22 protein-coding genes and 1 pseudogene are annotated in these 23,150 nt (G+C 67.3%); 15 read left to right on the top strand and 8 right to left on the bottom strand.

The genetic code is table 11. The features are described 5' to 3' along the window. Positions 1-7: 7 nt before the first annotated feature. The 3 genes from GO592_RS01560 to GO592_RS01550 all read left to right on the top strand — a co-directional run bounded on the left by GO592_RS01560 (position 8) and on the right by GO592_RS01550 (position 1,809). The gene (locus GO592_RS01560; protein ID WP_005260938.1) at positions 8-223 is read left to right on the top strand and encodes a hypothetical protein; all 216 of its coding nucleotides are present in this window, start codon (positions 8-10) and stop codon (positions 221-223) included. Between the two features lie 87 nt (positions 224-310). Next, on the top strand, positions 311-469 hold the full coding sequence (locus GO592_RS01555; protein WP_007301541.1) for a hypothetical protein: 159 nt from the start codon (positions 311-313) through the stop codon (positions 467-469). Between the two features lie 101 nt (positions 470-570). Continuing rightward, a complete protein-coding gene (locus GO592_RS01550) occupies positions 571-1,809 on the top strand; it encodes a helix-turn-helix transcriptional regulator (RefSeq protein ID WP_007301542.1) in 1,239 nt (412 codons plus the stop codon). 79 nt (positions 1,810-1,888) lie between these two features. Here GO592_RS01550 and fdhD read toward each other — a convergent pair whose 3' ends face one another. The 4 genes from fdhD to GO592_RS01530 are packed head-to-tail and all read right to left on the bottom strand — an operon-like array spanning position 1,889 to position 6,735. Next, entirely contained in the window at positions 1,889-2,710 is an 822-nt protein-coding gene (fdhD, locus tag GO592_RS01545; RefSeq protein ID WP_007301543.1) for a formate dehydrogenase accessory sulfurtransferase FdhD, read from the bottom strand. Then, on the bottom strand, positions 2,710-5,016 hold the full coding sequence (locus GO592_RS01540; RefSeq protein WP_007301544.1) for an FdhF/YdeP family oxidoreductase: 2,307 nt from the start codon (positions 5,014-5,016) through the stop codon (positions 2,710-2,712). The genes fdhD and GO592_RS01540 overlap by 1 nt, the downstream gene beginning before the upstream one ends. Positions 5,017-5,020: 4 nt before the next feature. Further along, complete coding sequence (locus GO592_RS01535; RefSeq protein WP_007301545.1) at positions 5,021-5,653, bottom strand: MBL fold metallo-hydrolase; 633 nt, start codon at positions 5,651-5,653, stop codon at positions 5,021-5,023. Next, positions 5,650-6,735, bottom strand: coding sequence for an S-(hydroxymethyl)mycothiol dehydrogenase (locus GO592_RS01530; RefSeq protein WP_005571858.1), 1,086 nt, complete (start codon positions 6,733-6,735; stop codon positions 5,650-5,652). Before GO592_RS01530 ends, GO592_RS01535 begins: the two co-directional genes overlap by 4 nt. A 256-nt stretch (positions 6,736-6,991) precedes the next feature. On the opposite strand from GO592_RS01530, the gene GO592_RS01525 reads away from it, so the two are divergent. The 5 genes from GO592_RS01525 to GO592_RS01505 all read left to right on the top strand — a co-directional run bounded on the left by GO592_RS01525 (position 6,992) and on the right by GO592_RS01505 (position 11,988). Beyond that, complete coding sequence (locus GO592_RS01525) at positions 6,992-8,488, top strand: aromatic amino acid ammonia-lyase (protein WP_039953111.1); 1,497 nt, start codon at positions 6,992-6,994, stop codon at positions 8,486-8,488. A gap of 65 nt (positions 8,489-8,553) precedes the next feature. Then, positions 8,554-9,669: an ABC transporter ATP-binding protein gene (locus GO592_RS01520; RefSeq protein ID WP_005571860.1), complete on the top strand. Its 1,116-nt coding sequence runs from the start codon at positions 8,554-8,556 to the stop codon at positions 9,667-9,669. Beyond that, on the top strand, positions 9,666-10,316 hold the full coding sequence (locus GO592_RS01515) for an ABC transporter permease (RefSeq protein WP_007301547.1): 651 nt from the start codon (positions 9,666-9,668) through the stop codon (positions 10,314-10,316). The genes GO592_RS01520 and GO592_RS01515 overlap by 4 nt, the downstream gene beginning before the upstream one ends. Beyond that, positions 10,313-11,068: an ABC transporter permease gene (locus GO592_RS01510; protein WP_007301548.1), complete on the top strand. Its 756-nt coding sequence runs from the start codon at positions 10,313-10,315 to the stop codon at positions 11,066-11,068. Before GO592_RS01515 ends, GO592_RS01510 begins: the two co-directional genes overlap by 4 nt. An 11-nt stretch (positions 11,069-11,079) precedes the next feature. Further along, a complete protein-coding gene (locus GO592_RS01505) occupies positions 11,080-11,988 on the top strand; it encodes an ABC transporter substrate-binding protein (RefSeq protein WP_007301549.1) in 909 nt (302 codons plus the stop codon). Between the two features lie 20 nt (positions 11,989-12,008). Here the strand turns inward: GO592_RS01505 and GO592_RS01500 are convergent, their stop codons facing one another. After that, positions 12,009-13,148: an EstA family serine hydrolase gene (locus tag GO592_RS01500; protein ID WP_007301550.1), complete on the bottom strand. Its 1,140-nt coding sequence runs from the start codon at positions 13,146-13,148 to the stop codon at positions 12,009-12,011. 133 nt (positions 13,149-13,281) lie between these two features. Then, positions 13,282-15,060 carry a CocE/NonD family hydrolase gene (locus GO592_RS01495; RefSeq protein WP_007301551.1) on the bottom strand — a complete coding sequence of 593 codons (1,779 nt, stop codon included), beginning with the start codon at positions 15,058-15,060 and terminating at the stop codon, positions 13,282-13,284. Positions 15,061-15,303: 243 nt separating this feature from the next. Between GO592_RS01495 and GO592_RS01490 the strand changes: the two genes are divergently transcribed. Both GO592_RS01490 and GO592_RS01485 read left to right on the top strand, forming a co-directional pair. Continuing rightward, entirely contained in the window at positions 15,304-15,849 is a 546-nt protein-coding gene (locus GO592_RS01490; RefSeq protein ID WP_007301552.1) for a GntR family transcriptional regulator, read from the top strand. A gap of 51 nt (positions 15,850-15,900) precedes the next feature. Beyond that, a pseudogene (locus GO592_RS01485) lies at positions 15,901-16,321 on the top strand (dihydrofolate reductase family protein); the annotation flags it as partial. Between the two features lie 26 nt (positions 16,322-16,347). Here the strand turns inward: GO592_RS01485 and GO592_RS01480 are convergent. Next, the gene (locus GO592_RS01480; RefSeq protein WP_039953150.1) at positions 16,348-17,535 is read right to left on the bottom strand and encodes a serine hydrolase domain-containing protein; all 1,188 of its coding nucleotides are present in this window, start codon (positions 17,533-17,535) and stop codon (positions 16,348-16,350) included. A gap of 224 nt (positions 17,536-17,759) precedes the next feature. Between GO592_RS01480 and GO592_RS01475 the strand changes: the two genes are divergently transcribed. The 5 genes from GO592_RS01475 to GO592_RS01455 all read left to right on the top strand — a co-directional run bounded on the left by GO592_RS01475 (position 17,760) and on the right by GO592_RS01455 (position 22,305). Beyond that, a complete protein-coding gene (locus GO592_RS01475; protein ID WP_007301555.1) occupies positions 17,760-18,275 on the top strand; it encodes a YlcI/YnfO family protein in 516 nt (171 codons plus the stop codon). A gap of 72 nt (positions 18,276-18,347) precedes the next feature. Then, positions 18,348-19,193 carry a DUF4097 family beta strand repeat-containing protein gene (locus GO592_RS01470; protein ID WP_007301556.1) on the top strand — a complete coding sequence of 282 codons (846 nt, stop codon included), beginning with the start codon at positions 18,348-18,350 and terminating at the stop codon, positions 19,191-19,193. Between the two features lie 30 nt (positions 19,194-19,223). After that, positions 19,224-20,180, top strand: a complete 957-nt coding sequence (locus tag GO592_RS01465) for a daunorubicin resistance protein DrrA family ABC transporter ATP-binding protein (RefSeq protein ID WP_007301557.1) — start codon at positions 19,224-19,226, stop codon at positions 20,178-20,180. Further along, the gene (locus GO592_RS01460; protein ID WP_007301558.1) at positions 20,177-21,007 is read left to right on the top strand and encodes an ABC transporter permease; all 831 of its coding nucleotides are present in this window, start codon (positions 20,177-20,179) and stop codon (positions 21,005-21,007) included. The genes GO592_RS01465 and GO592_RS01460 overlap by 4 nt, the downstream gene beginning before the upstream one ends. A gap of 71 nt (positions 21,008-21,078) precedes the next feature. Beyond that, the gene (locus tag GO592_RS01455; protein WP_007301559.1) at positions 21,079-22,305 is read left to right on the top strand and encodes a cytochrome P450; all 1,227 of its coding nucleotides are present in this window, start codon (positions 21,079-21,081) and stop codon (positions 22,303-22,305) included. On the opposite strand, the gene GO592_RS01450 is transcribed toward GO592_RS01455, so the two are convergent. Then, positions 22,280-23,098 carry an alpha/beta fold hydrolase gene (locus GO592_RS01450; RefSeq protein ID WP_007301560.1) on the bottom strand — a complete coding sequence of 273 codons (819 nt, stop codon included), beginning with the start codon at positions 23,096-23,098 and terminating at the stop codon, positions 22,280-22,282. The genes GO592_RS01455 and GO592_RS01450 overlap by 26 nt on opposite strands. Between the last annotated feature and the right edge of the window lie 52 nt (positions 23,099-23,150).

Genomic DNA, 23,150 nt, shown 5'->3' with positions numbered 1-23,150 from the left:
TGATCCTGTGAGTGACGATCCGAACCCGGCGACCGCTTTTGCTGCCGTCGTCGCGCTGCGGCGTCAGGCCGATCAGCTCGAGCGTGACGCCGTCGCACACGCACTGTCCGCCGGCTGGACCTGGGCGGACATCGGTCAGGCTCTCGGCGTCTCGGGTCAGGCGGCGCACAAACGCCTCGGCCCCGGACGATCCTCCGACAAGAAGACGAGGGGCACACGATGAAGTTCACCCGGGCATGGCGCGACATGCGGCCCCCGCACCGGGCCACTGCGGCTGACCGAACCGGCCCAGGCCGCGTTCCGAAATGCGGTGGCGCTCGCGAAGTCGGAACGGAGACCGATCGTCGGAGCCGACCTCGTCGCAGCCGTCGCCACCATCACGCACGGCACCGCGGCGCGGGCACTGGAATCACTGGGACTCGTCCGGTCCGACGTCGTCGACGCCGCCCGCGCCGAGCCGGCACCGTGAGCGGACGGCCCAGGCCCGGCAGCCGCCGCCTGCGCGGATAGGCTCGACACGTGGTTCTTCCCAGCTCGACTTCTGTGTCCCCTGCAGATGTTCTCGGCTCCATGCGGGACGTCATCGACGGTCCGCTGCCCGACATCGCCGTGCGCTTCTCCAAGTTCCTCGCCGACATCTGGCCGCACACCGCGCTGGTGATCTTCACTCGGGAATGCACGGGACGTCCCCGCAAGGTCAGCGGAGATCCGTCGGTGGTCGAGCGCGTGACCATCGCCGAACTGGACGCGTTGCGCACCCGCATGACGGAAGGCACTCCTTTCGACGACCAGACCGTGATTGCCGGCGCGAAGCGGAAGGTGTGGGCGCTGCTGGACGCGACGGGGACCCTCCTCCTCGTTCTCCCGAAGCCGCGGCAGCGCATTCGTGAGGTCCCGCTGGTAGCCGGCGCGTTCGGCGTCGTCGCCGTGTCGATCCGGCACCAGGTGGCGCAGGCGAGCCCGGCGTACCTGGCGGAGTCGCGGGCGGCGTCGAGCGAACGGGCCAGGACCATCGTGGAGCTGACGGACCTGCACGCGGCGACGCTCGAATCGATCCTGTCGACACTCCGGTCCAAGGACCTCGACGACCGCCGGTCGCGGATCACGGCGAGCGAGACGGCGTCCTCGGCGCTGGTGACCCTGCGCTCCGCGGGCGAATCCGACCGCAACCTCGCGGAGGAAGCGGTCACCACCGCGTTCGCCCGGCTGCAGGGCGAATTGCGGCCGCTGCTCCAGCACCGTCCCGTGCGCGTCGACTACGTCGATCCGCCGGTGGACGGCCGGGCGTTGCCCGGCGAAGTGGCCAGTGCGGCGCGGGCCGTCGTCCGGAGCGCCGTCCTGGCATTCGCGGCGCAGGCCGCCCTCGAGCGAATCCGCATCGCCTGGGACTGTGACGGCGCGAACCTCCTGGTCGAGGTCCGCGACGACGGCGACGGCGGTCTCGACACCGACGCGCTGGTGCGGCAACTGTCCGGCCGGGTGCACACCCTCGGTGGCCGGATCGACGTCGAGTCGGTCGACGGGTGGGGGTCCCGGGTGGCCGTCGCGATCCCCCTCGACGTACCGGTGGCGCGACCGGACGAACAGCAACTCGGCGACCTCAATCCCCGCGAACTCGAGGTCCTGGGTCACCTCGCGACCGGCAAGCGGAACAAGGCGATCGCCGACAGCCTCGGCATCAGCGAGAGCACGGTCAAATTCCATGTCGCGGGTGTGCTGAAGAAGCTCGGGGTGGCGTCCCGAGGTGAGGCGGGCGCGATCGCCCTCGAGGCGGGCATCCGCGCCGACACCACCGGCAGGCACGCATGAGCGTCGCGAGGCCGCCGATCGGGCACTGACCCCCGCACATGAGTGGCAAAGTGTGCGTGCGCACGCTTAGCCACTCACGTCAGGTGATGCGGTCCGGGTGGGTGTAGATGTTCATGGTGGTGCCGCGGAGGAATCCGATGAGGGTGAGCCCGGTGTCGTGGGCGAGGTCAATCGCCAGCGAGGAGGGGGCGGACACGGCGGCGAGGATCGGGATCCCGGCCATCACCGCTTTCTGCGCGAGTTCGAACGACGCCCGGCCGGACACGAGCAGGATGCTGCCCCGCAGCGGGATCCGGTTCTGTTCGGTGGCCCAGCCGATCAGCTTGTCGACGGCGTTGTGCCGTCCCACATCCTCCTTGATCGCGAGCAGTTCCCCGGTCCGGGTGAACAATCCGGCCGCGTGCAAGCCCCCGGTGGTCTCGAACACCTTCTGTGCGGCCCGCAACCGGTCGGGCAGCTCCGAGATCGTCGCGGCCGGCACCCGCACCGTGTCGGTGGCCGGGGAGTGCTGGGTGCGTTGCCGGATCGCGTCGAGGGACGCCTTCCCGCACACCCCGCACGAGGAGGTGGTGTAGAAGTTGCGTTCGATTCCGGTGTCGGGCAGAAACACCCCGGGCGCGAGATCGACGTCGAGGACGTTGTAGGTGTTGACACCGTTGTCGTCGACGCTGTTGCAGTAGCGGATCGACGCGATGTCCGCGCGGTCGGCGATGATGCCCTCGGTCAGCAGGAAACCCTGCGCCAGTTCGACATCGGAACCGGGGGTGCGCATGGTGACCGCCAACGGTGTCCCGTTCACCCGGATCTCGAGCGGCTCCTCCACCACCACGGTGTCCGGTCGGGTGGACTGCCGGGTGTCGGTGATCCGGGTGACCGGGGTCCGGGTGGTCACACGCCCCATCAGGGCCGCCGTTCGAGGCGGATGGTGATCGCCTTCGACACCGGGGTGTTCGATGTGCGGGCCACGTGATCGAGCGGGATCAGCGGATTCGTCTCCGGGTAGTAGGCGGCGACGTTCCCGACCGGCGTCGGGTAGGGCACCAGCCGGAAATCGTCGGCGCGGCGCTCCTGCACCGTCCCGTCGGGGGTGGTCCATTCGGAGATCAGGTCCACCCGATCCCCCGCCGCGTACCCCAACGACTCGAGGTCCTGCGTGCTGATGAACAGCACCCGGCGGCCGCCCTTGACGCCGCGGTAGCGGTCGTCGAGGCCGTAGATGGTGGTGTTGTACTGATCGTGGGAGCGCATCGTCTGCAGGATCAGCTTTCCCTGCGGGACGGGCAGCCAGTGCAGATCGTTGACGACGAAGTTGGCCTTGCCCGTGTCGGTGACGAACCGGCGTTCGTCCCGCGGTGGGTGCGGGAGTCCGAATCCGTCCGGCCCGCGAACTTTGGTGTTGAAGTCCTCGAACCCGGGAATGACCCGGGCGATGGAATCGCGGATGCGGTCGTAGTCGGCGGTGAATTCCGCCCAGGGCACCGAGTGGTCGGGTCCGAACAGGGCCTGCGCGAGCCCGCAGACGATGGCGACCTCGCTGCGCAGATGGTCGCTGGCGGGTGTGAGGCTGCCGCGGGACAGGTGCACCATCGACATCGAGTCCTCGACTGTGACCTGCTGTTTCTTACCGGACTGCACGTCCTTGTCGGTGCGGCCCAACGAGGGCAGGATCAGCGCGGTCCGCCCGGTGACCAGGTGGGAGCGGTTCAGTTTCGTCGACACCTGCACCGTCAGCGCACAGCCCCGCAACGCGGCCTCGGTGGTCTCGGTGTCCGGGGTCGCCGAGACGAAGTTGCCGCCCATTCCGATGAACACCGACGCCTTCCCGTCCCGCATCGCCCGAATCGAGTCGACCGCGTCCAGGCCGTGCTCCCGCGGTGACCGGATACCGAACTCGGCGTCGAGAGCGGCCAGGAACGATTCGGGCATCTTCTCCCAGATGCCCATCGTCCGGTCGCCCTGCACGTTCGAGTGCCCGCGGACCGGGCACACCCCGGCCCCGGGTTTGCCGATCATCCCCTGCAACAGCAGCAGGTTCACCGCGTCCTGGATGGTCGCGACCCCGTGCGTCTGCTGGGTCAACCCCATCGCCCAGCAGATGATGGTCTTCTTCGAGGCGATCAACGCCTCCGCCGTCTGTTGGATCTGTTCGCGCGTCAGCCCGGTCGCCGCCGCCACCGTGCCCAGATCGACCTGCCGCAGATGCGCCGCGCACTCCTCGAAGCCTGCGGTGTGCCGGTCGATGAACTCGCGGTCCAGCACGGTCCCGGGATTGCGGTCCTCCGCCTCGAGCAGCAACCGGCCCAAACCCTGGAACAGGGCCTGGTCGCCGCCGATCCGGATCTGCAGGAACTCGTCCGCGATCTGCACACCGTCGCCGACCACCCCGTGCACCTTCTGCGGGTCCTTGAACCGCAACAGTCCGGCCTCGGGCAGCGGGTTGATCGCGATCACCTTCGCCCCGTTGGCCTTCGCCTTCTCCAGGGTCGAGAGCATCCGCGGGTGGTTGGTGCCCGGGTTCTGCCCGGCGATCAGGATCAGATCGGCGTTCTCGAGGTCGGGAACCGACACCGACCCCTTCCCGATCCCGATCGTCTCCACCAACGCACTGCCCGACGATTCGTGGCACATGTTCGAGCAGTCCGGCAGGTTGTTCGTCCCGAACGCCCGGATCATCAACTGGTACACGAACGCCGCTTCATTGCTGGTGCGGCCGGAGGTGTAGAACACCGCCTCGTGCGGTGACGTCAACGCCCGCAGCTCGCCGGCGATCATCGCGAACGCCGCGTCCCAGCCGATCGGCTCGTAATGCGAGGCCCCCGGCAGCAGCACCATCGGATGCGTCAACCGGCCCTGCTGACCCAACCAGAACTCGGTCCGACTCAGCAGATCCGACACCGAATGCGCGGCGAAGAACTCCGGCGTCACCGTTCGGGTGGTGGCCTCCTCCGCGACCGCCTTCGCCCCGTTCTCACAGAACTCCGCATGCTTGCGGTGCCCCGGAGTCTCCGGCCACGCACACCCCGGACAGTCGAACCCCTCCCGCTGGTTCAACTTCATCAACGTCCGGGCCGTGCGCACCGGACCCATCTGCTCGAGCCCACGACGCAACGACACCAACACCGCAGGAACACCTGCCGCATAGGATTTCTCGTGCGTGACGACGACATCGTCCTCGTCGAAGGTGTACCTGTCGGTGGTGTCGGTCATGGAGTCAGTTTCCTCGTGCAATCCATTCGGCGAGGTGCGGGGCCTCGGTGCCGATCGTGGTTCCGTCACCGTGTCCGGTGTGGACGAGCGTTTCTTCGGGAAGAGCGAACAGCCGGTCGCGGATCGACCCGATGATGGTCGGGAAATCCGAGTACGACCGGCCGGTGGCGCCGGGGCCACCCGAGAACAGGGTGTCACCGGAGAACAGTGCCCCGGCCTCGGGCAGGTACAGGCACACCGACCCGGGCGAGTGACCGGGCGAGTGGATCACCTGGATCTCGGTGCCCGCGATGGCGATCCGCTGTTCGTCCTCGAGCTGCCAGTACTTGGCGTCGGGGTGGCTCATCTTCCACAGCACGTCGTCGCCGGGGTGCAGCAGCACCGGGGCGTGCAGACGCTCGGCCAGTTCGGGGGCGACGGTGACATGGTCGTTGTGACCGTGGGTGCAGATCACGGCGTTCACGTGCCGGTCCCCGACCGCGTCGATGATCGGCCGCGCAGCGTGGGCGGCGTCGACGATCACGACGTCGGTGTCGTCACCGATCAGCCAGATGTTGTTGTCGACGTTCCACTCCCCGCCGTCGAGGGCGAACGTTCCCTCGGTGACGACCCGCTCGATCCGCAGCGCCCCGCTCACAGGACGACCACCGAACGCAGCACCTCACCGGCGTGCATGCGGTGGAATGCCGCTTCCACCTCGTCGATCTTGATGCGCTCGGTGACGAACTTCTCCAGCGGCAGCCGGCCCTGCTGGTACAGGTCGACGAGCATCGGGAAGTCACGCTCGGGCAGGCAGTCGCCGTACCACGAGGACTTCAGGGATCCGCCGCGGGAGAAGAAGTCGATCAGCGGCATCTCGAGGGTCATGTCGGGGGTCGGGACACCGACCAGCACGACGGTGCCGGCGAGGTCGCGGGCGTAGAACGCCTGCTTCCACGTCTCGGGGCGGCCGACCGCATCGATCACGACGTCGGCGCCGAAACCGCCGGTGAGTTCCTGGACGGCCTCGACGGCGTCCACCTGGCCGCCGTTGATCGTGTGCGTCGCGCCCAGGTCCTTCGCCCATTCGAGCTTCTTGTCGTCCCGGTCGATCGCGATGATCTTCACGGCGCCTGCCAGGCGGGCGCCCATGATCGCGGCGTCGCCGACACCACCGCAGCCGATGACGGCGACGGTGTCACCGCGGGAGACGTTGCCGGTGTTCACGGCGGCACCGAGGCCGGCCATCACGCCGCAGCCGAGCAGCCCGACGACTGCCGGGTCGGCGGAGGGATCCACCTTGGTGCACTGTCCGGCGTGGACGAGCGTCTTGTCGGCGAACGCGCCGATCCCCAGGGCGGGCGTGAGTTCGGTGCCGTCCTCGAGCGTCATCTTCTGCGCAGCGTTGTGTGTGTCGAAGCAGTACTGCGGGCGACCACGCTTACAGGCGCGGCACTGACCGCAGACGGCGCGCCAGTTCAGGACGACGAAATCACCGACCGCCACCGACGTGACACCCTCACCGACACTCTCGACGATCCCCGACGCCTCGTGGCCGAGCAGGAACGGGAACTCGTCGTTGATCCCGCCGTCGCGATAGGTGAGGTCCGTGTGGCACACACCGCACGCCGCGATATCGACCACCACCTCACCCGGACCGGGATCCGGAATGTTGACGGTCGCGATCTCGACGGGGGCACCCTTGGAGCGGGCGATGACGCCTCGTACCTGCTGCGGCATTGGACTCATTCCTTCGGTCGATCAGTCATAGCGGGATCGATGCATGGCCATATATGCACCTCTCCCGAGACCTTACGTTCTGGAACATCACGGAGGGACTGATCGAAGTGAGAGGTTGACCTAGCCGGAATGCCAGCCGCTCGCGGCGGTATTGCGATAGAGGTCATGGCGGGAAACTGACGGTTGACACGTCGCGGTATATACAGGACTATACATCTCGAAGAGTGAGGCACACCACATCGATCACGGAGTTCTGATGACCCGGAGAGATTCCAGCTCGACCGAGGAACCGCACCCGCCCCATCCTGTGGTGCTCGACGGCGCCCAGCTCACCGTCGACCAACTCACGGCGCTCGCCCGGGAGCCCATCGTGATCGAGCCCGACCCCGCAGCGCTCGACCACACACGCCGTTCGTGGCAGACAGCCGTGCGCATCGCCGAACGGCAGCCCATCTACGGACGCACCACGGGCGTCGGGGGCAACCGGGACACCTCCGTCTCCGACGGCGTCGACCAGGACCTTCGACTTCTCCGCAGCCACGCCACCGGCTCGGGCCCCTCACTGCCGGATCACGTCGTCCGAGCCGCCATGATCATTCGCGTCAATCAGATTCTCAACGGCGGATCCGGTCTGCACCCCGACATCGTGACCGCGCTGATCGCTGCCGTCGCGGCGGACGAACAGCCCACCGTGCACGCTCGCGGGGCGATAGGCACCGGCGACCTCAGCGCATTCTCCGAGATCGCGCTCGGGTTGATGGGCGAGGCACCGCTGCGCGACGGTCGGTTCGTCACCCGGTGGACCGCACACCAGGGTGACGCACTCCCGCTGATCTCGACCAACGCGATGACGGTCGCGCTCGCGGCGTCGGCCACCGACAGCGTGGCGAACTGGCTGGAGCACTCGCTGATCGTCGGCGTGCTGTCGCTGTTGGCGACGCGCAGTTCCGTCGAGCCGTTCGCGGCCCGGGTGCAGGCTGCCCGCAGGCACCTCGGTCAGGAGGAGGTGGCCGGCCGGGTCCGGGAACTCCTCGCGGGCCACCGTGTACAGGCTGCCCGCGTGCAGGATTCCTACGGGTTCCGCGCCCTGCCGCAGATCCTCGGGGCGACATGGCAGGCGCTGCAGCGGTTGCGAGGCACACTCGCGATCGAGATGAACTCGTCCTCCGAGAACCCCCTCATCTCCGTCGAGGACGACGCCGTGTTCCACAACGGGAACTTCCACGGAATGCCGATCGCCCTCGCCGTGGACGAGGCGAAACTCGCGCTGTCGAGCGCAGCGCTGTTGTCGCAGTGCAGGCTTGCCAATCTCTCGGATCCGGTGGTCACCGGACTCCGGCCGTTCCTGGCCGACGGTCCGGCCGGCAGCAGCGGCACCATGCTGCTGGAGTACACGACGTCCGCGGCCATCGCCGAGATCCGGATGGCCGCGGCGCCGGGCTCTCTCGGACACACCGTGATCTCCCGCGGAACCGAGGACCACGCGAGCTTCGCGTCGCAGGCCGCCACCCAGCTCACCGACATCCTCGCCCAGTCCCGCATCGTGCTCGCGTGCGAACTGATCTCGGCGGTACGCGCCCTCGGCCAGCAGAACCACGAACTCGACACCACAACCGAACTCGGCGCGTACCTGGACCGAGCGCGCAGGTGCCTGGACCCGCGGACGACCGACCGTCCTCTGAGCGACGACCTGAAAGCAGCGGTGAAGTTTCTGGAACAGATGCCGAATCCGGAGAAAGACGTTACTCGGTAAAGCAATCCCACGAGACCGAACTTCCGAGTGTGTCACCACTCGGATTACACGAAAGTAGCACGCGAATGATCACATTCGACAAAGTCACCAAGGCGTACCCGGACGGCACGACAGCGGTGAACGAACTGGACCTCGAGTGCCCGAGCGGGAAGATCACAGCACTCGTCGGGCCGTCGGGATGCGGCAAGACTACGTCGCTTCGCATGATCAACAGACTGATCGAACCGACCTCCGGAACCATCTCCCTCGACGGCGAATCCACGGCGGACATGGATCCCGCGCTGTTGCGCAGGCGGATCGGGTACGTCATCCAGCATGCCGGACTGTTCCCGCACCGCACCATCGTGGACAACGTCGCGACGATGCCGAAATTGCTGGGAAAGACGAAGAAGGAGGCCCGAACCCGGGCGATGGAGCTGCTCGAGACGGTCGGTCTCGCGGCGAACTTCGCGGACCGGTATCCCTGGCAGCTCTCGGGCGGCCAGCAGCAGCGAGTGGGCGTCGCGCGCGCCCTCGCCGCGGACCCGGCCTTCATGCTGATGGACGAACCCTTCAGCGCTGTCGACCCGGTGGTCCGGAGCCAGCTCCAGGACGAATTCCTGAGACTGCAGAAGGACATCGGCAAGACGATCATCATCGTCACGCACGACATCGACGAGGCACTCAAGCTCGGCGACCAGGTCGTCGTGTTGCGAACCGGCGGGATCCTGGCCCAGTCGGCGACGCCACTGGAGTTGTTGACCGAACCCGCCGACGAGTTCGTCGCCGACTTCGTCGGACGCGACCGCGGCTACCGTTCGCTGGGTTTCTCGAACCTCGACGGCCGCGTGGAGACGGTCGCCGAACCCGTTGCTCGTCTGGGTGATTCGTCATCCGACGCCCGCACGCGGACCACGGACGACTGGTTGCTCGTCGTCGACCCCGCGAACAAGCCGATCGGCTGGGTGCAACCGGCGAAGGTCGTCGACCGCATTCGCCCCGACGACGTGAATCTCAGTGGCACGGTCGCCGATGCGCACGGGACGATGCGGGCCCTGCTCGACGCCGCCCTGTCCGCACCCAGCAAACGCGGTGTCGTCGTCGACGGCGACGGTGTGCTCGTGGGAACCGTGACGGCACACGCGGCGGTGGCGGCGATCGAGTCGGCGGATCTCGTGGCCGCGGAGGCGATGGCCCGATGAACATCGAATGGCTCAGCCGCCAGTCCGATCGCATCGCCGAACTGGTCGGCTGGCACATCCTGCTCTCGCTCGTGCCGCTCGTCGTCGGCGTGATCGTCGCGTTGCCGATCGGCTGGCTGGCGCATCGCAGTCGCCGGATCAACCCCTATGTGGTGGGGACAGCCGGCCTGCTCTACACGATCCCGTCGCTGGCGCTGTTCGTCCTGCTCCCGCCGATCCTCGGAACGAAGATCCTCGATCCGATGAACATCGTCGTCGCGCTGACGATCTACACCGTCGCCCTGCTCGTCCGCGTCATCGCCGACGCCCTGGATTCGGTGCCGCAGGAGACGGTGCTCGCCGCCACGGCGATGGGCTACCGGCCCTACCAGACTCTGCTGAAAGTCCAGCTGCCGGTGGGCGTTCCCGTCATCTGCGCCGGACTGCGCGTCGCGGTCGTGTCGAACGTCAGCCTCGTTTCTCTCGCCGCGCTGCTCGGGATCCCGCAGATCGGGTCACTGTTCACCCAGGGCTTCCAGTTGCGTTTCTACACACCCATCATCACCGGTATCGCGCTGTGCCTGCTGCTGGCGCTTGTTCTCGACCTGCTCATCGTGCTCGCCAATCGGTTACTCACACCGTGGACCCCGAAGGTGGTCGCGTCATGATCGACTTTCTGCTCGACGGTGCTCATTGGACCGGGCCCGAAGGCATTCCCGCTCTCTTCCTCCAGCACCTGATGTACACGTTCCTCGCCCTGTTCGCGGCGGCGCTGATCGCGGTTCCGCTCGGTCTGTACATCGGGCACACCGGTCGCGGCGCGGTCGTCGTCGCGGGCCTGGCCAACTCGCTGCGCGCCCTTCCCACCATCGGCTTGCTGATCCTGCTGGTGCTCGTCATCGCGCCGTCGTTCTCGACCAAGCTGGCCTATCTGATTCCGAGCCTGGTCGTGCTGGTCTTGTTGGCCATCCCGCCGATTCTCACCAACACGTACGCGGGCATTCGCTCGGTCGACCCGGCCGCCGTGGACGCTGCGAGGGGCATGGGGTTCCGGTCGATGCGGATCCTCACCGAGGTGGAGATGCCGTGCGCGCTGCCGCTGATGCTGTCAGGTGTGCGCAGCGCCGTGCTGCAGATCGTCTCGACCGCGACCGTCGCCGCCTACATCTCGCTGGGCGGACTGGGACGTCTCCTCATCGACGGCAAGGCGCAGAGCGACTACGCGCAGATGGCCGCCGGAGCGGTCCTCGTGTCGCTCCTCGCGCTCGCATTCGACCTGGCGATCGGATTCCTCACGGTTCGGGTCGTCTCACCCGGTCTGACACGACGCGTCCGGAGCGGCGCGACGAAGCGATCCGGTTCCGACGACACCGCAGTCGCGGCCCGACCCACATCCGCTCCCGAGCCCTCGCTGATCTGAAGGACATCATCATGAAGAAGGCATTGATCGTCGCGCTGACCGGCGCCACCCTGATGTCGTTGACGGCATGCGGGATCGGCAAGGACCCGTTGGCGTCCGACGACGGCGGAAGCAGTGACGGCGCCATCGTCGTCGGCTCCGCGGACTTCCCCGAAAGCCAGCTGATCGCGACGATCTACGCGGAGGCGCTGCGCGCGAAAGGCATCGACGTCACCGAGAAGCTCAACATCGGGAGCCGGGAGGTGTACGTCCCGGCCATCCGGGACGGCTCCATCGACCTGCTGCCCGAATACTCGGGTGCGTTGCTCCAGTACCTCGACAGCGCCACCACCGCGACCGCCTCGGACGAGGTGACCGCGGAGATCAAGGCCAAGCTGCCCGCCGGGCTCGTCGCACTGGAACCGTCCCCTGCCGAGGACAAGGACGTTCTCGCGGTGCGGCAGGAGACCGCGGACGAGTACTCGCTCGAAGCGATCGAGGACCTCGTGCCCCACGCCGACGAACTGACCCTCGGCGGCCCGCCCGAGTGGAAGACCCGGGAGAACGGCGTCGCAGGCCTGCAGGACAAGTACGGCCTGACGTTCAAGGAGTTCCTGGCACTGGACGCGGGCGGTCCCCTGACGCTCAACGCTCTGCTGAGCGGTCAGATCGAAGTGGCGGACGTGTTCAGCACCGACCCGGCGATGCGTTCGGAGAACCTCGTGGCACTCGAGGACACCAAGCACCTGTTCCTGGCGGAGAACATCACCCCGATCATCAACGAGAACAAGGCAGGCGACGACGTCCGCGGCGTCCTGGCCGACGTGTCGGCCGCATTGACGACCGAGGATCTCATCGAGATGAACCAGCGGGTGGCCGACCTCGAGGACATGGGCGACATCGCCCGGGAATGGCTGGAGGACAAGGGGCTGGCGTCCTGATCACGCCCCGGGCGGGCGCGTCACCTCAGCGCATCGAACGTCGCCGTTGCATATTGGGCGGTCCGGTCGGAGCCGAGAAGTCCCGGACCCATCTTGTTCATCACGTACGTCATGGTCATCCGTCGTTCGGTGTCGACGACGACCTGCGAGCCGCCCCAGCCACCCCAGAAACAGATGCGGCCCTCGGGGACGAACGGCACGGACACGGGCGTCGGCAGTCCGTAACCGATGCCGAATCGAATCGGTTGCCCCAGAGCCAGATCCACACCGTTCGACTGCTCGTCGAAGATCAGGGAGATGGTGTCCGGCGACAGCAGACGGACGCCGTCGAGCTCGCCCCCGCAGGCCACGACGGACTGGATCCGGGCGAGCGACCGGGCGTTGCCTTGGCCACCGGCCGCACCGTTCTCCGCCTTGCGCCACTCGTCGGACCACGACGCGGACGCGTCCGGTCCGGGGCCGGTGAACGTCCTGACGATGACACTGGCGGGGTCGAGGGAGGCCAGGTCGATCGGCAGCGGAGGCGGCGGGACCACGTTCGACACCCGGCCGAACTCCGACGGGTCCAGTCCGATGTGGAAGTCGGCACCCAGCGGTCCGGCGATCTCCTCCGCGACGAAACGGCCGAGCGTGCGCCCGTCGATTCGGCGGACGACCTCGCCGATCAAATGGCCGTAGTTCAGCGCGTGATATCCGGACGCCGTGCCCGGCTCCCACCACGGCGCCTGGGCGGCAAGTCGTTTCGTCGACCCGGCGAGGTCGAACGTGTCCTCGACCGTGATCGGCTGATCCCATCCCGAGACACCCGACGTGTGCGAGAGGAGATGGCGGACCTCGACGCGTTCCTTGCCTGCCGCGGCGAATTCCGGCCAATACTTCGCGACGGGCGCGTAGACATCCAGCAGTCCGCGATCGACGAGCATCAGTGCGGCGAGCGCGGTGACCGTCTTGGTGCACGACCACACGTTGGTGATGGTGTCGCGCTCCCATTCGGTGGCGTGATCGGTGTCGGACCATCCGCCCCACATGTCGACCACCGGATCTCCGTCGAGGGTCACGACGATCGACGCGCCGAGTTCCTCACCGGAGTCGAGGTTGTCCTTCAGGGCCTCCTGCAACGCCGTGAAGCGCTTGTCGCACACTCCTCCGAGCTTGGTCACCTGCGGTTCCTCTCCACCAGCCGACGCAATTGATCTTGACATCGGGTTCAATTGAGGGTTCCAGTGTGAGCCCGCTCCTCGTGTGATGTCAATCACTCGTTCGTGACGACTCGCGTCCGGACGGGGCCCGACCTCAGCCTGTCACGGGCAGCATCAGCGCCTGACCCGGATCACCCGAGGCGATGGTGACCTGGTGCGGCACGAGACTTCCACGGAAGCTCGGGTCTCCCCCGGATACCACGAGGCGTACGCGGTGGCCCTCATCGAAGCGGTGGACGATGGCCGGCATCGTGACGCGGACGGGCTCACCGGGTGCCACGATGCGCACCGGCGCGACCTGTCCGTTGATAAGCGTTTCCGTGCCGTCGGGAGCCACGTCGTACAGCTTCGCGAAGACCACGACCGAATCCTCGACACCGGCGACCGCGGGTGCGGCCGTGACGCGGACGTCGAGCGTCGGGGCTCCGACCACGTCCACCGGGGCGCCGAGGATGACGGACGACCATTCGGCCTGGGTGCCGGGGACCACGCCCTGCGGGACCTGATTCTCCGGCCGGGTGTCCGGCGCTTCCCGGTCGGTGGGGAGGCCGACCGGCAGTGTGTTCAGCGTCTGTGCACCGGGAACGATGCCGTCGAGGCGGTCGGTGAGTGCGCCGTCGCCGGAGAGGTAGAGCGAATAGTCCTGGCCCACCGAGACATCCGAGGATTCGGCGTACGCGGGTGCGGCGTTGCCGGTGTAGTCGACCCAGTTGCGGAAGTAGCTGAACACCGGCCCGGTGTCGACCTCGCTGTCCTTCAGATAGTGGTCGAACCAGTCGACCATCCGGCCCGTCTCGTACTGGGTGTCGGGGTTCGGATCCTTCATGCTGATCTCCCCCTCGGCGGGAGTGAGATCGGAATGACCCCAGCTGTGCCAGATCATCTTCACGTCGTTGCCCTGCGCCTGCAGGGTCTCGAACGTGGCCGTCGATTCGTTGAGGTCGAACAGGGTGTCCTGCTGTCCCTGCATGATCAACACCGGGATCTTCACCCGGTCCGCGTACGACACCACGGACGACCGGCGCAGGAACTCGAGGGACCCTGGGTCCGGGTAGCCCTGCACCGCGGACTGCGCCAGTGCGGGGCACGCGGGGTCGGCGAAATTGGGGCAACCGAAGGCCCGCGCGGGGTCCTGCGCGTAGCCCTCCGCCCGGGGGTTGGTCGCGCCGATGGCCCCGAACATGAGCGACCACACCACCTTCGACGCCCCGGGAATCGACGTGCTGACCCCGGTGATCTGGTCGGTGCCGTTGGGCGCGAGCGAGTAGCTGAGGTCGTTCCAGGTGATCATCGGGATGATCGTGTCGATCCGGGGGTCCACCGAGGCCGCGGCGAACTGCACGGCCCCACCGTAGGAGCCGCCGACCATGCCGACCCGCGGATCGTGCGCCTCGGCGAGGCCGTGGTGCGCGGTCGCGTCCTGCACCACGTAGTCGAGACCGGGGACGGGAACGGTGTGCGCGGGATCGACGAACGCCATCCGGTCGCGTCCACCGAGGAAGCTCACCAGTTCACTCGCCGCTCGCCCGTCGTACTCGGGATTGTCCATGTGGATCTTGCAGCCTGAACCGCCGAAGCCCAGCCCGGAGTACGCGAGCACCGCGTAACCGCGGGACGCGAGGAACGAGGCGATACCGGCCTGGTCATTCTTGGAACCGCCGAAGCCGTTGGTGGTGAGGACGGCGGGCACCCGATTCGACGCCGACGCCGAATCGGGCTTGTACACGTCGCCGATCACGTCGCACGGCTCGTCGCGGTTCGGTCCGACGAGAACCTGGAAATGGAGCGTGGTCTTCGTGAAACCGAGCGGATCGGCTGTCGCCGGAGCCGCCGCCGCGATCGGTGTCAGTACCGCGGCCGCCGCCGTCACCACCGCCAGAATTGATCTACGCGCCCTGTGTTTCACAGCCCACCCGCCGTCCGTCACTCCGCCCCGAGCACCTCTGACGAGCGTAAACGCTCTGGACGCACGACCAACTCAGGCTGACGGTGTGTCGCGGGCATCGGTGTGGACCGCGGCTCGCAGACTCGCGCAGGTCGTCCTGGCACACGGCTGCGCCCCTCGTGCGGTTTATATTTGAGCTGTGGTCATGACGAGCGAGCCGAAACGTCCCTGTTGACCGACCAGGTCTACGAGACGATCCGACGGCTCGAGGAAGCCGGTCTGGCCGAGCGTGTCCCCCACAAGGGCGCGGTCGTGAAAGGCCTGCCCCTGGCCGAGCTGGTGCATGTCTACGACGTCCGCCGGTTGCTCGAGGTGGAGGACGCACGATTGGGCGCCCAGCAGATCGGCCCCGCCGACGTCGACCGGATGCAGACCGAGTACGAACTCATGCGGGCCGCCATCGCCGAACGGCGGGTGGTGGCGCTTCTCGATCACGACGAGGCACTGTTGACCATTCTCTACGAGGCGGCAGCGAACCCCGTGCTCGTCGATTCCATCCGTTCCCTGTGGCAGCACTGCCGCGCCTACAAGATCGTCGGCGCGCAGGGCACCCTAGACACGGCGGGAGACGACTCGTTGTGGAGGTACCAGGAACGTCTCGTCGAGGCCGCCCGCAAGGGTGACGCCGACGCCGCGGCCGCCGTCAACAATGAATCGTTGATCGATGCGACGTCGCGGATCAGGGTTCAACTCGCCGCTCAACAGGATGCCGGTTAGCGCCAGCGACAACGGATCTCACCGGTCATCGAGAGCGCAGGAGGAGACACCGACCCTGGGAAAATGTTCGCCTGGGCCGGTGCCACGGCGAGCTGGCCCATGCGAACCGACCCCGGCGGAAGCCGCGGCCTCGACGACTACTTCACGCGGGACTTCACCCGCAACATCGGCGCCGAGTTCATGGGCAGCGACAAATTCGGCCCGCAGCGCGGTCCCTGGCACGACCACGACTGGCGCGGCTGGTGGGGTGACGAGCCTCCGTTCCACACTCCGGTGTTCGTGCTGACCCACCACACCCGTCCGTCGTTCACCCTCGGCGACACCACGTTCCACTTCGTCGACGCCGATCCTGCAACGGTCGTCGATCAGGCGCGGGATACGTCCTAGGGCAAGGACGTCCGCTCGCGGCGGGGCCACCACGATCCGGCAGTTCCTGGACGCCGACCTCGTCGACACCATGCATGTGGCGGTCCGGCGACCAAGCCGGTGCCGGTTCGATCAGGGCACCTTCGGCGGGTTGTCGGGGAAGAGGAGGGCACCGATATCCTTGCCGATCGGCACAGCGTTATTGGTGTTGGCGTTGGCCGTCGGTCCGAGCGTGGCGTATACGACGATCGTGGTCTTCGACTCCGTTTCGTAGAGGGCGATGCCGTTGTACCCCCCGAATGCCGGGTTCATGAGCAGCCAACTGCCCAGGTGAACGGTTCCGAAGGCGAAGTACTTGTCGGCAGTCAGCGGGCCCAGCCCGGCGGTCTTGTCCGCCATCATCTCCGTGAACGCCGTGTCGGACAGGAGTTCGCCGGTGCCGAGCGCACGAACCCACCGCGCGACTTCGGCCACCGTCGAATTCGTGTTGCCGCTGTTGAGGAACGCCGTGGGATTCCAGAACGTGGAGTCCTCGAAGACGCCACGTTCGTTCGTATAGCCGTGCAGGATCGGTTCACTCATCTGAGGTGTCAGCATCACGCTGCTCGCGTCCATCCCCAGCGGCGTGAAGATCCGCTCCTTCAGCAGATCGCCCAGGGGCTTTCCCGTCGCCTTCTCGAGTACGACGCCGAGCAGGCACAGGTCGCTGTGCGCGTAGGCAAAGCTGGTTCCCGGTTCGAACAGCGGCGGGCGGGCGTTGGCCAAATCGAAGATCTCCTGAGACGTGAAGCCCTTGATTGGATTGGCGTAGAAGATCTTCAGGAAATCGGGGTTCGTCACGTAGTCCGAAATGCCGGTGGTGCTGTTGGCGAGCATCCGCGGGGTGATCTTGTCGGCTCGCGGAAAGTCGGGCACCCACTTGGCGATCGGCTCGTCCAGGCTCAGCGTTCCGGCCTCGGCCAGCTGCAGCAGAACTGTCGACAGCATCGGTTCCATCGGCTGGCCGACTCGCAATTGCATGTCACGCGTCGCGGGAACGCCGAGCGGAGACTCCCCCACCGCCCCGGCGGCGATCTCCTCGTCGCCGCGCCACACGCCGAATACGGCGCCGGTGAGATCGAGTTCCGTCAGCTTGTCGCGAACGATATTGACGATCTTGTCGGCGCTGGGATCATCCGTATGCGCGACGTCGGGACCGTGCTCCGCTGATTGCTGTTCGCCGGTGCGATCGTCCGATCCGCAAGAAACGGTGGCGAAAGCAAGAACGATGCTGAGTGCGGCGGCCGTTCGACGCAGCCGGCTACGAGTCGACAAGCTCATGGGGTCGATCCCTTCGTACGCAGAGGTCGAGTGGAAGTCGCTGCTCACTTGGATCCTAAGTGCAGACTGTCGCCGCCCAGGGACGTTCCGGCCATTATCTGATCGACTGGTCGAGGGGCAATAACCAGCACTTTCATCCGAGCTGCGCCAAGTGGTGCCACATGGCACCACTATTGAGCCATCAATCCCTTGTGCTGGTGCCATACGTGTGCCACGATGGCACCATGGATTTGACACCGTATGTGAGCAACCTCGGACGTGAATTCGCCACCCTCGCCGAAGCCGGCGGTGACGAATCCCGTGCGTTGGTCGAGCGCCTGACCGGGTCGCTCGAATCGGCGATCCGGATGACGCTGCTGGACGCGCTGTCCGCTGCCACGGACGAGATCACCCAAGATCTGGCCCCGGGATCGGTGGAGCTGCGCCTGCGCGGACGCGACCCGAACTTCGTCGTGACCGCACGGCCCGCCGAGCCGATCGAGGAAGCGGCCGAGAACGATGCGGCACCGGCCGACGGCGGCACACCGATCGCCGAGGACGGCCCGACCGCGCGGATCAACGTGCGCCTCCCCGAACAGCTCAAGGCCGCGGTCGAGGAAGCCGCAGCCAAGGAGGGGCGCTCGGTCAACGCCTGGCTGGTCCGCGCGGCTTCGTCCGCGCTGCAGCAACCGGACCGCGTCCAGCACGCCCAGCAGCGCGGCAAACAGACCAAGCAGAGCCTCACCGGCTGGGTGCGCTAGCCACACCGCCACCACCACACCACGTCCCCGACCTGCGGGGATGTGTCACCTACTCATCTCGAGGGGACAGCTATGCCCAATTTCGATACACCCGAACCGATTTCCGTCACGCTCGAACTCGGTGTCGGCAATGTGCGGATCACCGCGAGCGACCGCACCGACACCACCGTCGACGTGCGCCCGAGCGACGCATCCGATGAGTCGGATGTGCAAGCCGCCCAGCGGGTCCGCGTCGACTACGCGAACGGCGTGCTCCAGGTCGTGGGGCCGAAAGCGCGCGCTCTCGACTTCTCCCGCAAATCCAGGTCGGTGGAGGTGTCCATCGACCTGCCCAGCGGTTCGCAGGTTTCCGGCGAGGTGCAGGTCGGAGACGTCAGCGGCACGGGCCGGCTCGGGCAGTGCCGGTTCAAGACTTCCACCGGAAACGTCCGGCTCGAGCAGACCGGTCCGTTGCGTGTGGACACCGCGGCCGGTCACGTCACCGCGGACGGCGTCGCGGGCAACGCCGAAATCCGCACCGGCTCCGGGAAGGTCCGCATCGGCGAGATCGAAGGCTCCGCAATCGTCAAGAACTCCAACGGTGACACCACGATCGCCGCGGTCACCGGCGACGTCCACGTGCGCTCGGCGAACGGCGACATCTCCGTAGACCGCGCCGGTGCGGGCGTGGAGGCGAAGACGTCCAACGGCAGCATTCGCCTCGGCGAGGTGGCCCGCGGTTCGGTCGAACTCGGGACCGCGATGGGCGACCTGGAGATCGGCATCGCCGAGGGCACCGCCGCCTGGCTCGAGGTGAACACCAAGTTCGGGCAGGTACGCAACCTGCTGGACAACACCACCCGGCCCGAGGCGTCCGACGAGACCGTCGAGGTCCGCGCGCACACCTCGTTCGGCGGCATCACGATCCGCCGTTCCTGATCCACTTCTGGACCTCGAGAAAGGGAAACCATGACCACCAGGCAATCTCAGCCGGCCATCGCGGTGACCGGGTTACGCAAGTCGTTCGGCGACCACGTCGTGCTCGACGGCATCGACCTGACCGTCCCGCAGGGAACGGTCTTCTCCCTGCTCGGCGCGAACGGCGCCGGGAAGACCACCACGGTCAACATCCTGTCCACCTTGATCAGCGCCGATGCCGGTGACGCCCGGGTCGCCGGCTACGACCTCACCCGCGAATCCGACGCGGTGCGCGCCGCGATCGGTGTCACCGGCCAGTTCTCGGCGGTGGACAACCTGCTCACCGGCAAGGAGAACCTGCTGCTGATGGCGGATCTGCACCACCTCGCCCGCAGCGACGGCCGGCGGCGCGCCGCCCAGCTGCTCGAACAGTTCGACCTGGTCGATGCGGCCTCGAAGCCGGTCTCGACCTACTCCGGAGGCATGCGGCGGCGGCTCGACCTCGCGATGACCCTGGTCGGCAGCCCGCGCGTGATCTTCCTCGACGAGCCGACCACCGGCCTGGACCCACGCAGCCGCCGGGCCATGTGGCAGATCGTCCGGGACCTGGTGGCCACCGGCGTCACCATCTTCCTGACCACCCAGTACCTGGAGGAAGCCGACGAACTGTCCGACCGGATCGCGGTCCTCGACCACGGCCGCCTGGTCGCCGAGGGAACCGCGGACGAGCTCAAGCGCCGCATCCCCGGGAGCCACGTCCGCCTGCAGTTCGCCGACCCACGCGGCCTCGAAGCGGCCGAGCGCGTCCTCGACCAGGTCTCGCGCGACCCCGACGCGCTCGCCCTCCGCGTGCCCAGCGACGGCGGCCTCCGCTCGCTCAAGACCCTGATCGACCGGCTCGACGACGAGGCCATCGAGGTCGACGAGCTGTCCGTGCACACCCCCGATCTCGACGACGTCTTCCTCGCCCTCACCGGCAACCCCCACAACGAGAAGGTGACCTCATGAGCGCCCCCGCCCCCACTCTCGCCGGGCCGGCCCCGGCGGACCTCCGGTTCCACCCGCTGCGCGACTCGGCAACGATGCTGCGCCGCAACCTCAATCACATGCTGCGGTACCCGTCGATGACCGTGACTCTCGTCGGAATGCCGGTCGTCTTCCTGCTGCTGTTCGTCTACGTGTTCGGCGGGACGTTGGGCGCAGGGCTGGGCGGGGTGTCCGGCGGGCGCGCCGAGTACGTCAACTACGTTGTGCCCGCGATCATCCTGATGACCGTGACGGCCGCGGTGCAAGGGACAGCGATCTCGGTCGCGATGGACATGACCGAGGGGATCATCGCCCGGTTCCGCACCATGCACATCGCCCGCGTCTCGGTGCTGACCGGACACGTGCTGGGCAGCGTGATCCAGGCGACGGTCAGCGTCGCGATCGTGATCGGCGTGGCACTGCTGGTCGGCTTCCGGCCCACCGCCGGGGTGGGTGCGTGGCTGGCCACCGTCGGCTTCCTGGTGGTGGTGACGTTCGCGCTCGTCTGGCTCTCCGTCGCGCTCGGCCAGGTGAGCAAGACCGTCGAGGCCGCAAGCAATGTGGGTATGCCGCTGGTTCTGCTGCCCTTCCTCGGCAGCGGGTTCGTCCCCACCGACTCGATGCCTGCCGGGCTGCGCTGGTTCGCCGAGTACCAGCCGTTCACCCCGATCATCGAAACCCTGCGCGGCCTGCTGATGGGGACCCCGATCGGGAACAACGCATGGATCGCGCTCGGCTGGTGCGCCCTCATCACCCTCGGCGGATACCTCTGGTCGAAAAAGCTCTTCAACCGCGAGTACTCGCGGTAGCGGCACGGCCCCGAGCCAAACCGGTCTGCAACACCGCCGTCGACAGACCAACCGTCACGAAAGGAAATCCGATGAGTAGAACGGTCGCCATCCCGTACGGCCTCCCGATGGAGCGCGATGCGGGCCCCTTCGACCCGCCCCAGCAGATCACCCGGCTGCGTGAGACTCGTCCCGTCAGTCCCATGGTCTTCCCCGACGGTCACGAGGGCTGGCTCGTCACCGGCTACGACGCGGTCCGCCGGCTCATGGCCGACACCCGGTTCAGCTCACGCCAGGACATCGGCATTCTCCACGTGCCGTACGAGACGCCCGGCATCCCCGTCGCCACCGAGCCGTCGCCGCAGGTGCCGGGACTGTTCATCGCCATGGACCCGCCGGACCACACCCGGCTGCGGCGCACACTCACCGGCGCCTTCACCGTCAAACGCATGAAGCAGCTCGAAGACCACATCATCGACCTGGCCGAGCGGCAACTGGACGAGATGGCGCGCCTGACCCCGCCGGTCGACCTGGTCAAGGAGTTCGCGCTGCCGGTGCCCTCGCTGGTGATCTGCGAACTGCTCGGTGTCCCCTACGCGGACCGGGACAATTTCCAGGTCAACTCCGCCAAGTTCCTGATCAAGGACCAGCCGCTCGACGAGAAGATGGCCGCGTACGGCGCACTGAGCACATACCTGGCCGAACTGGTCACGCACAAGCGCGCCGCCCCCGGCGACGACATCCTGTCCGATCTGGCCCGCGACGACGACCTCACCATCGAGGAGCTGACCGGTGCCGCCTTCCTCCTGCTGCTCGCCGGCCACGAGACCACCGCCAACATGCTCGCGCTGGGCACCTTCGCGCTGCTGGAGAAACCCGAGCAGCTGGCGGAACTGCGCGCCGACCCGGACCTACTCCCCGACGCCGTCGAGGAACTCCTGCGCTACCTGTCCGTCGCCGACATCTTCTACCGCTACGCCACCGAGGACATCGAACTCGGCGGTGAAACGATCCGCGAGGGATCGACGGTGGTCGTCTCGTTGCTGGCCGCGAACCGCGACCCGCAGCGCTTCGACAACCCCGACACCCTCGACATCCGCCGCAAGGCCCGCGGTCACCTGTCCCTGGGCCACGGCGTCCATCTGTGCCTGGGCCAGCAACTGGCCCGTCTCGAGATGCGTGCCGGATTCGAGGGACTGCTGCGCCGCTTCCCGACCCTGAGGCTCGCCATCCCCGCCGGCGACGTGAAACTCAGGACCGACATGAACATCTACGGTGTCCACGAACTGCCGGTCACCTGGACGGAAACGTCCCCCTAGAACGGTCGGCCGAGCGCGTCAGCCGATCCAACCAGTCGCCGAACAGTGCGGCAAGTAGTTCCGGCCGCTCGTGCATGAGTGCATGACCGACGTCCTCGACGACGGCCAGGGTGGCGTGCGGGTAGCGCTCGAGCAGTTCGGCCGCGTCCGTGTACCCGACGACCGAATCGCGGCGGCCCGCCACGATCAACGTCGGCCCCGAGAACGCGCTCGACCCGACGTCGACCGTCCACCCTGCGAAGATGCGCCCGAGGGCATCCTCGTCGACGAGCGTCGTACCCGGCAGAACATGGTCGCGGTAGCGGCGAGCGGTGGCCGGCGTGCGCACGACGAAATACTCGTCGAATCCCGCCCTCTGCACGTGTTCGAGTTCGTCGTAGGCATCGGAGTCCTGGCGAACCACGGTGTGATCGGGCACGTGTCGCGACCGCTCGGTGACCGGACACAACAATGCCAGGCCGCGCACCGTGTCCGGTCGCTGTGCGGCCACCCCGCGTGCCAGATAGGCGCCGTAGGAATGTCCGACCAGCAACACCGGGCCCGCACCCAGGCTGTGGATGAAGTCGCCGAGCAGCGTCACCACATCGTCGTTGCAGGTCAGGCCGTCAGTTGTCGAGAGGCCCATCCCCGGCAGGTCCGGATAGATCCGCCGATATCCCGTGCCGGGAACGACGGCCTCGATCGCGGCCTCGATCTCACGATGATCGACGCCGGCGCCGTGCAGAGCCACGAGCGGCACGCCGGTGCCGTGCTCGACGTAATGGACCAGGGCTTCGTCGATCCGGCGTTCCATGTCGACACCTTAACGATCCACGCGACCACAGGAGCCGCGCTCGACCAATTGC

This window comes from Rhodococcus sp. 21391 (genome assembly GCF_016772255.1).
GTDB classification, from domain to species: domain Bacteria; phylum Actinomycetota; class Actinomycetes; order Mycobacteriales; family Mycobacteriaceae; genus Rhodococcus_F; species Rhodococcus_F opacus.
Note: the sequence above shows the minus strand (reverse complement) of the source record. Positions and strands in the feature narration are given on the sequence as shown.

What these genes read in the sequence shown, in the direction of transcription:
- GO592_RS01470 (WP_007301556.1), top strand. Translation starts at nt 18,348, where the DNA reads ATGCCCAATTTCGATACACCCGAACCGATTTCCGTCACGCTCGAACTC.
- GO592_RS01525 (WP_039953111.1), top strand. Translation starts at nt 6,992, where the DNA reads ATGACCCGGAGAGATTCCAGCTCGACCGAGGAACCGCACCCGCCCCAT.
- GO592_RS01460 (WP_007301558.1), top strand. Translation starts at nt 20,177, where the DNA reads ATGAGCGCCCCCGCCCCCACTCTCGCCGGGCCGGCCCCGGCGGACCTC.
- GO592_RS01455 (WP_007301559.1), top strand. Translation starts at nt 21,079, where the DNA reads ATGAGTAGAACGGTCGCCATCCCGTACGGCCTCCCGATGGAGCGCGAT.
- GO592_RS01540 (WP_007301544.1), bottom strand. Translation starts at nt 5,016, where the DNA reads ATGACCGACACCACCGACAGGTACACCTTCGACGAGGACGATGTCGTC.
- fdhD (WP_007301543.1), bottom strand. Translation starts at nt 2,710, where the DNA reads ATGGGGCGTGTGACCACCCGGACCCCGGTCACCCGGATCACCGACACC.
- GO592_RS01450 (WP_007301560.1), bottom strand. Translation starts at nt 23,098, where the DNA reads ATGGAACGCCGGATCGACGAAGCCCTGGTCCATTACGTCGAGCACGGC.
- GO592_RS01530 (WP_005571858.1), bottom strand. Translation starts at nt 6,735, where the DNA reads ATGCCGCAGCAGGTACGAGGCGTCATCGCCCGCTCCAAGGGTGCCCCC.
- GO592_RS01465 (WP_007301557.1), top strand. Translation starts at nt 19,224, where the DNA reads ATGACCACCAGGCAATCTCAGCCGGCCATCGCGGTGACCGGGTTACGC.
- GO592_RS01505 (WP_007301549.1), top strand. Translation starts at nt 11,080, where the DNA reads ATGAAGAAGGCATTGATCGTCGCGCTGACCGGCGCCACCCTGATGTCG.
- GO592_RS01515 (WP_007301547.1), top strand. Translation starts at nt 9,666, where the DNA reads ATGAACATCGAATGGCTCAGCCGCCAGTCCGATCGCATCGCCGAACTG.
- GO592_RS01520 (WP_005571860.1), top strand. Translation starts at nt 8,554, where the DNA reads ATGATCACATTCGACAAAGTCACCAAGGCGTACCCGGACGGCACGACA.
- GO592_RS01510 (WP_007301548.1), top strand. Translation starts at nt 10,313, where the DNA reads ATGATCGACTTTCTGCTCGACGGTGCTCATTGGACCGGGCCCGAAGGC.
- GO592_RS01480 (WP_039953150.1), bottom strand. Translation starts at nt 17,535, where the DNA reads ATGAGCTTGTCGACTCGTAGCCGGCTGCGTCGAACGGCCGCCGCACTC.
- GO592_RS01550 (WP_007301542.1), top strand. Translation starts at nt 571, where the DNA reads ATGCGGGACGTCATCGACGGTCCGCTGCCCGACATCGCCGTGCGCTTC.
- GO592_RS01475 (WP_007301555.1), top strand. Translation starts at nt 17,760, where the DNA reads ATGGATTTGACACCGTATGTGAGCAACCTCGGACGTGAATTCGCCACC.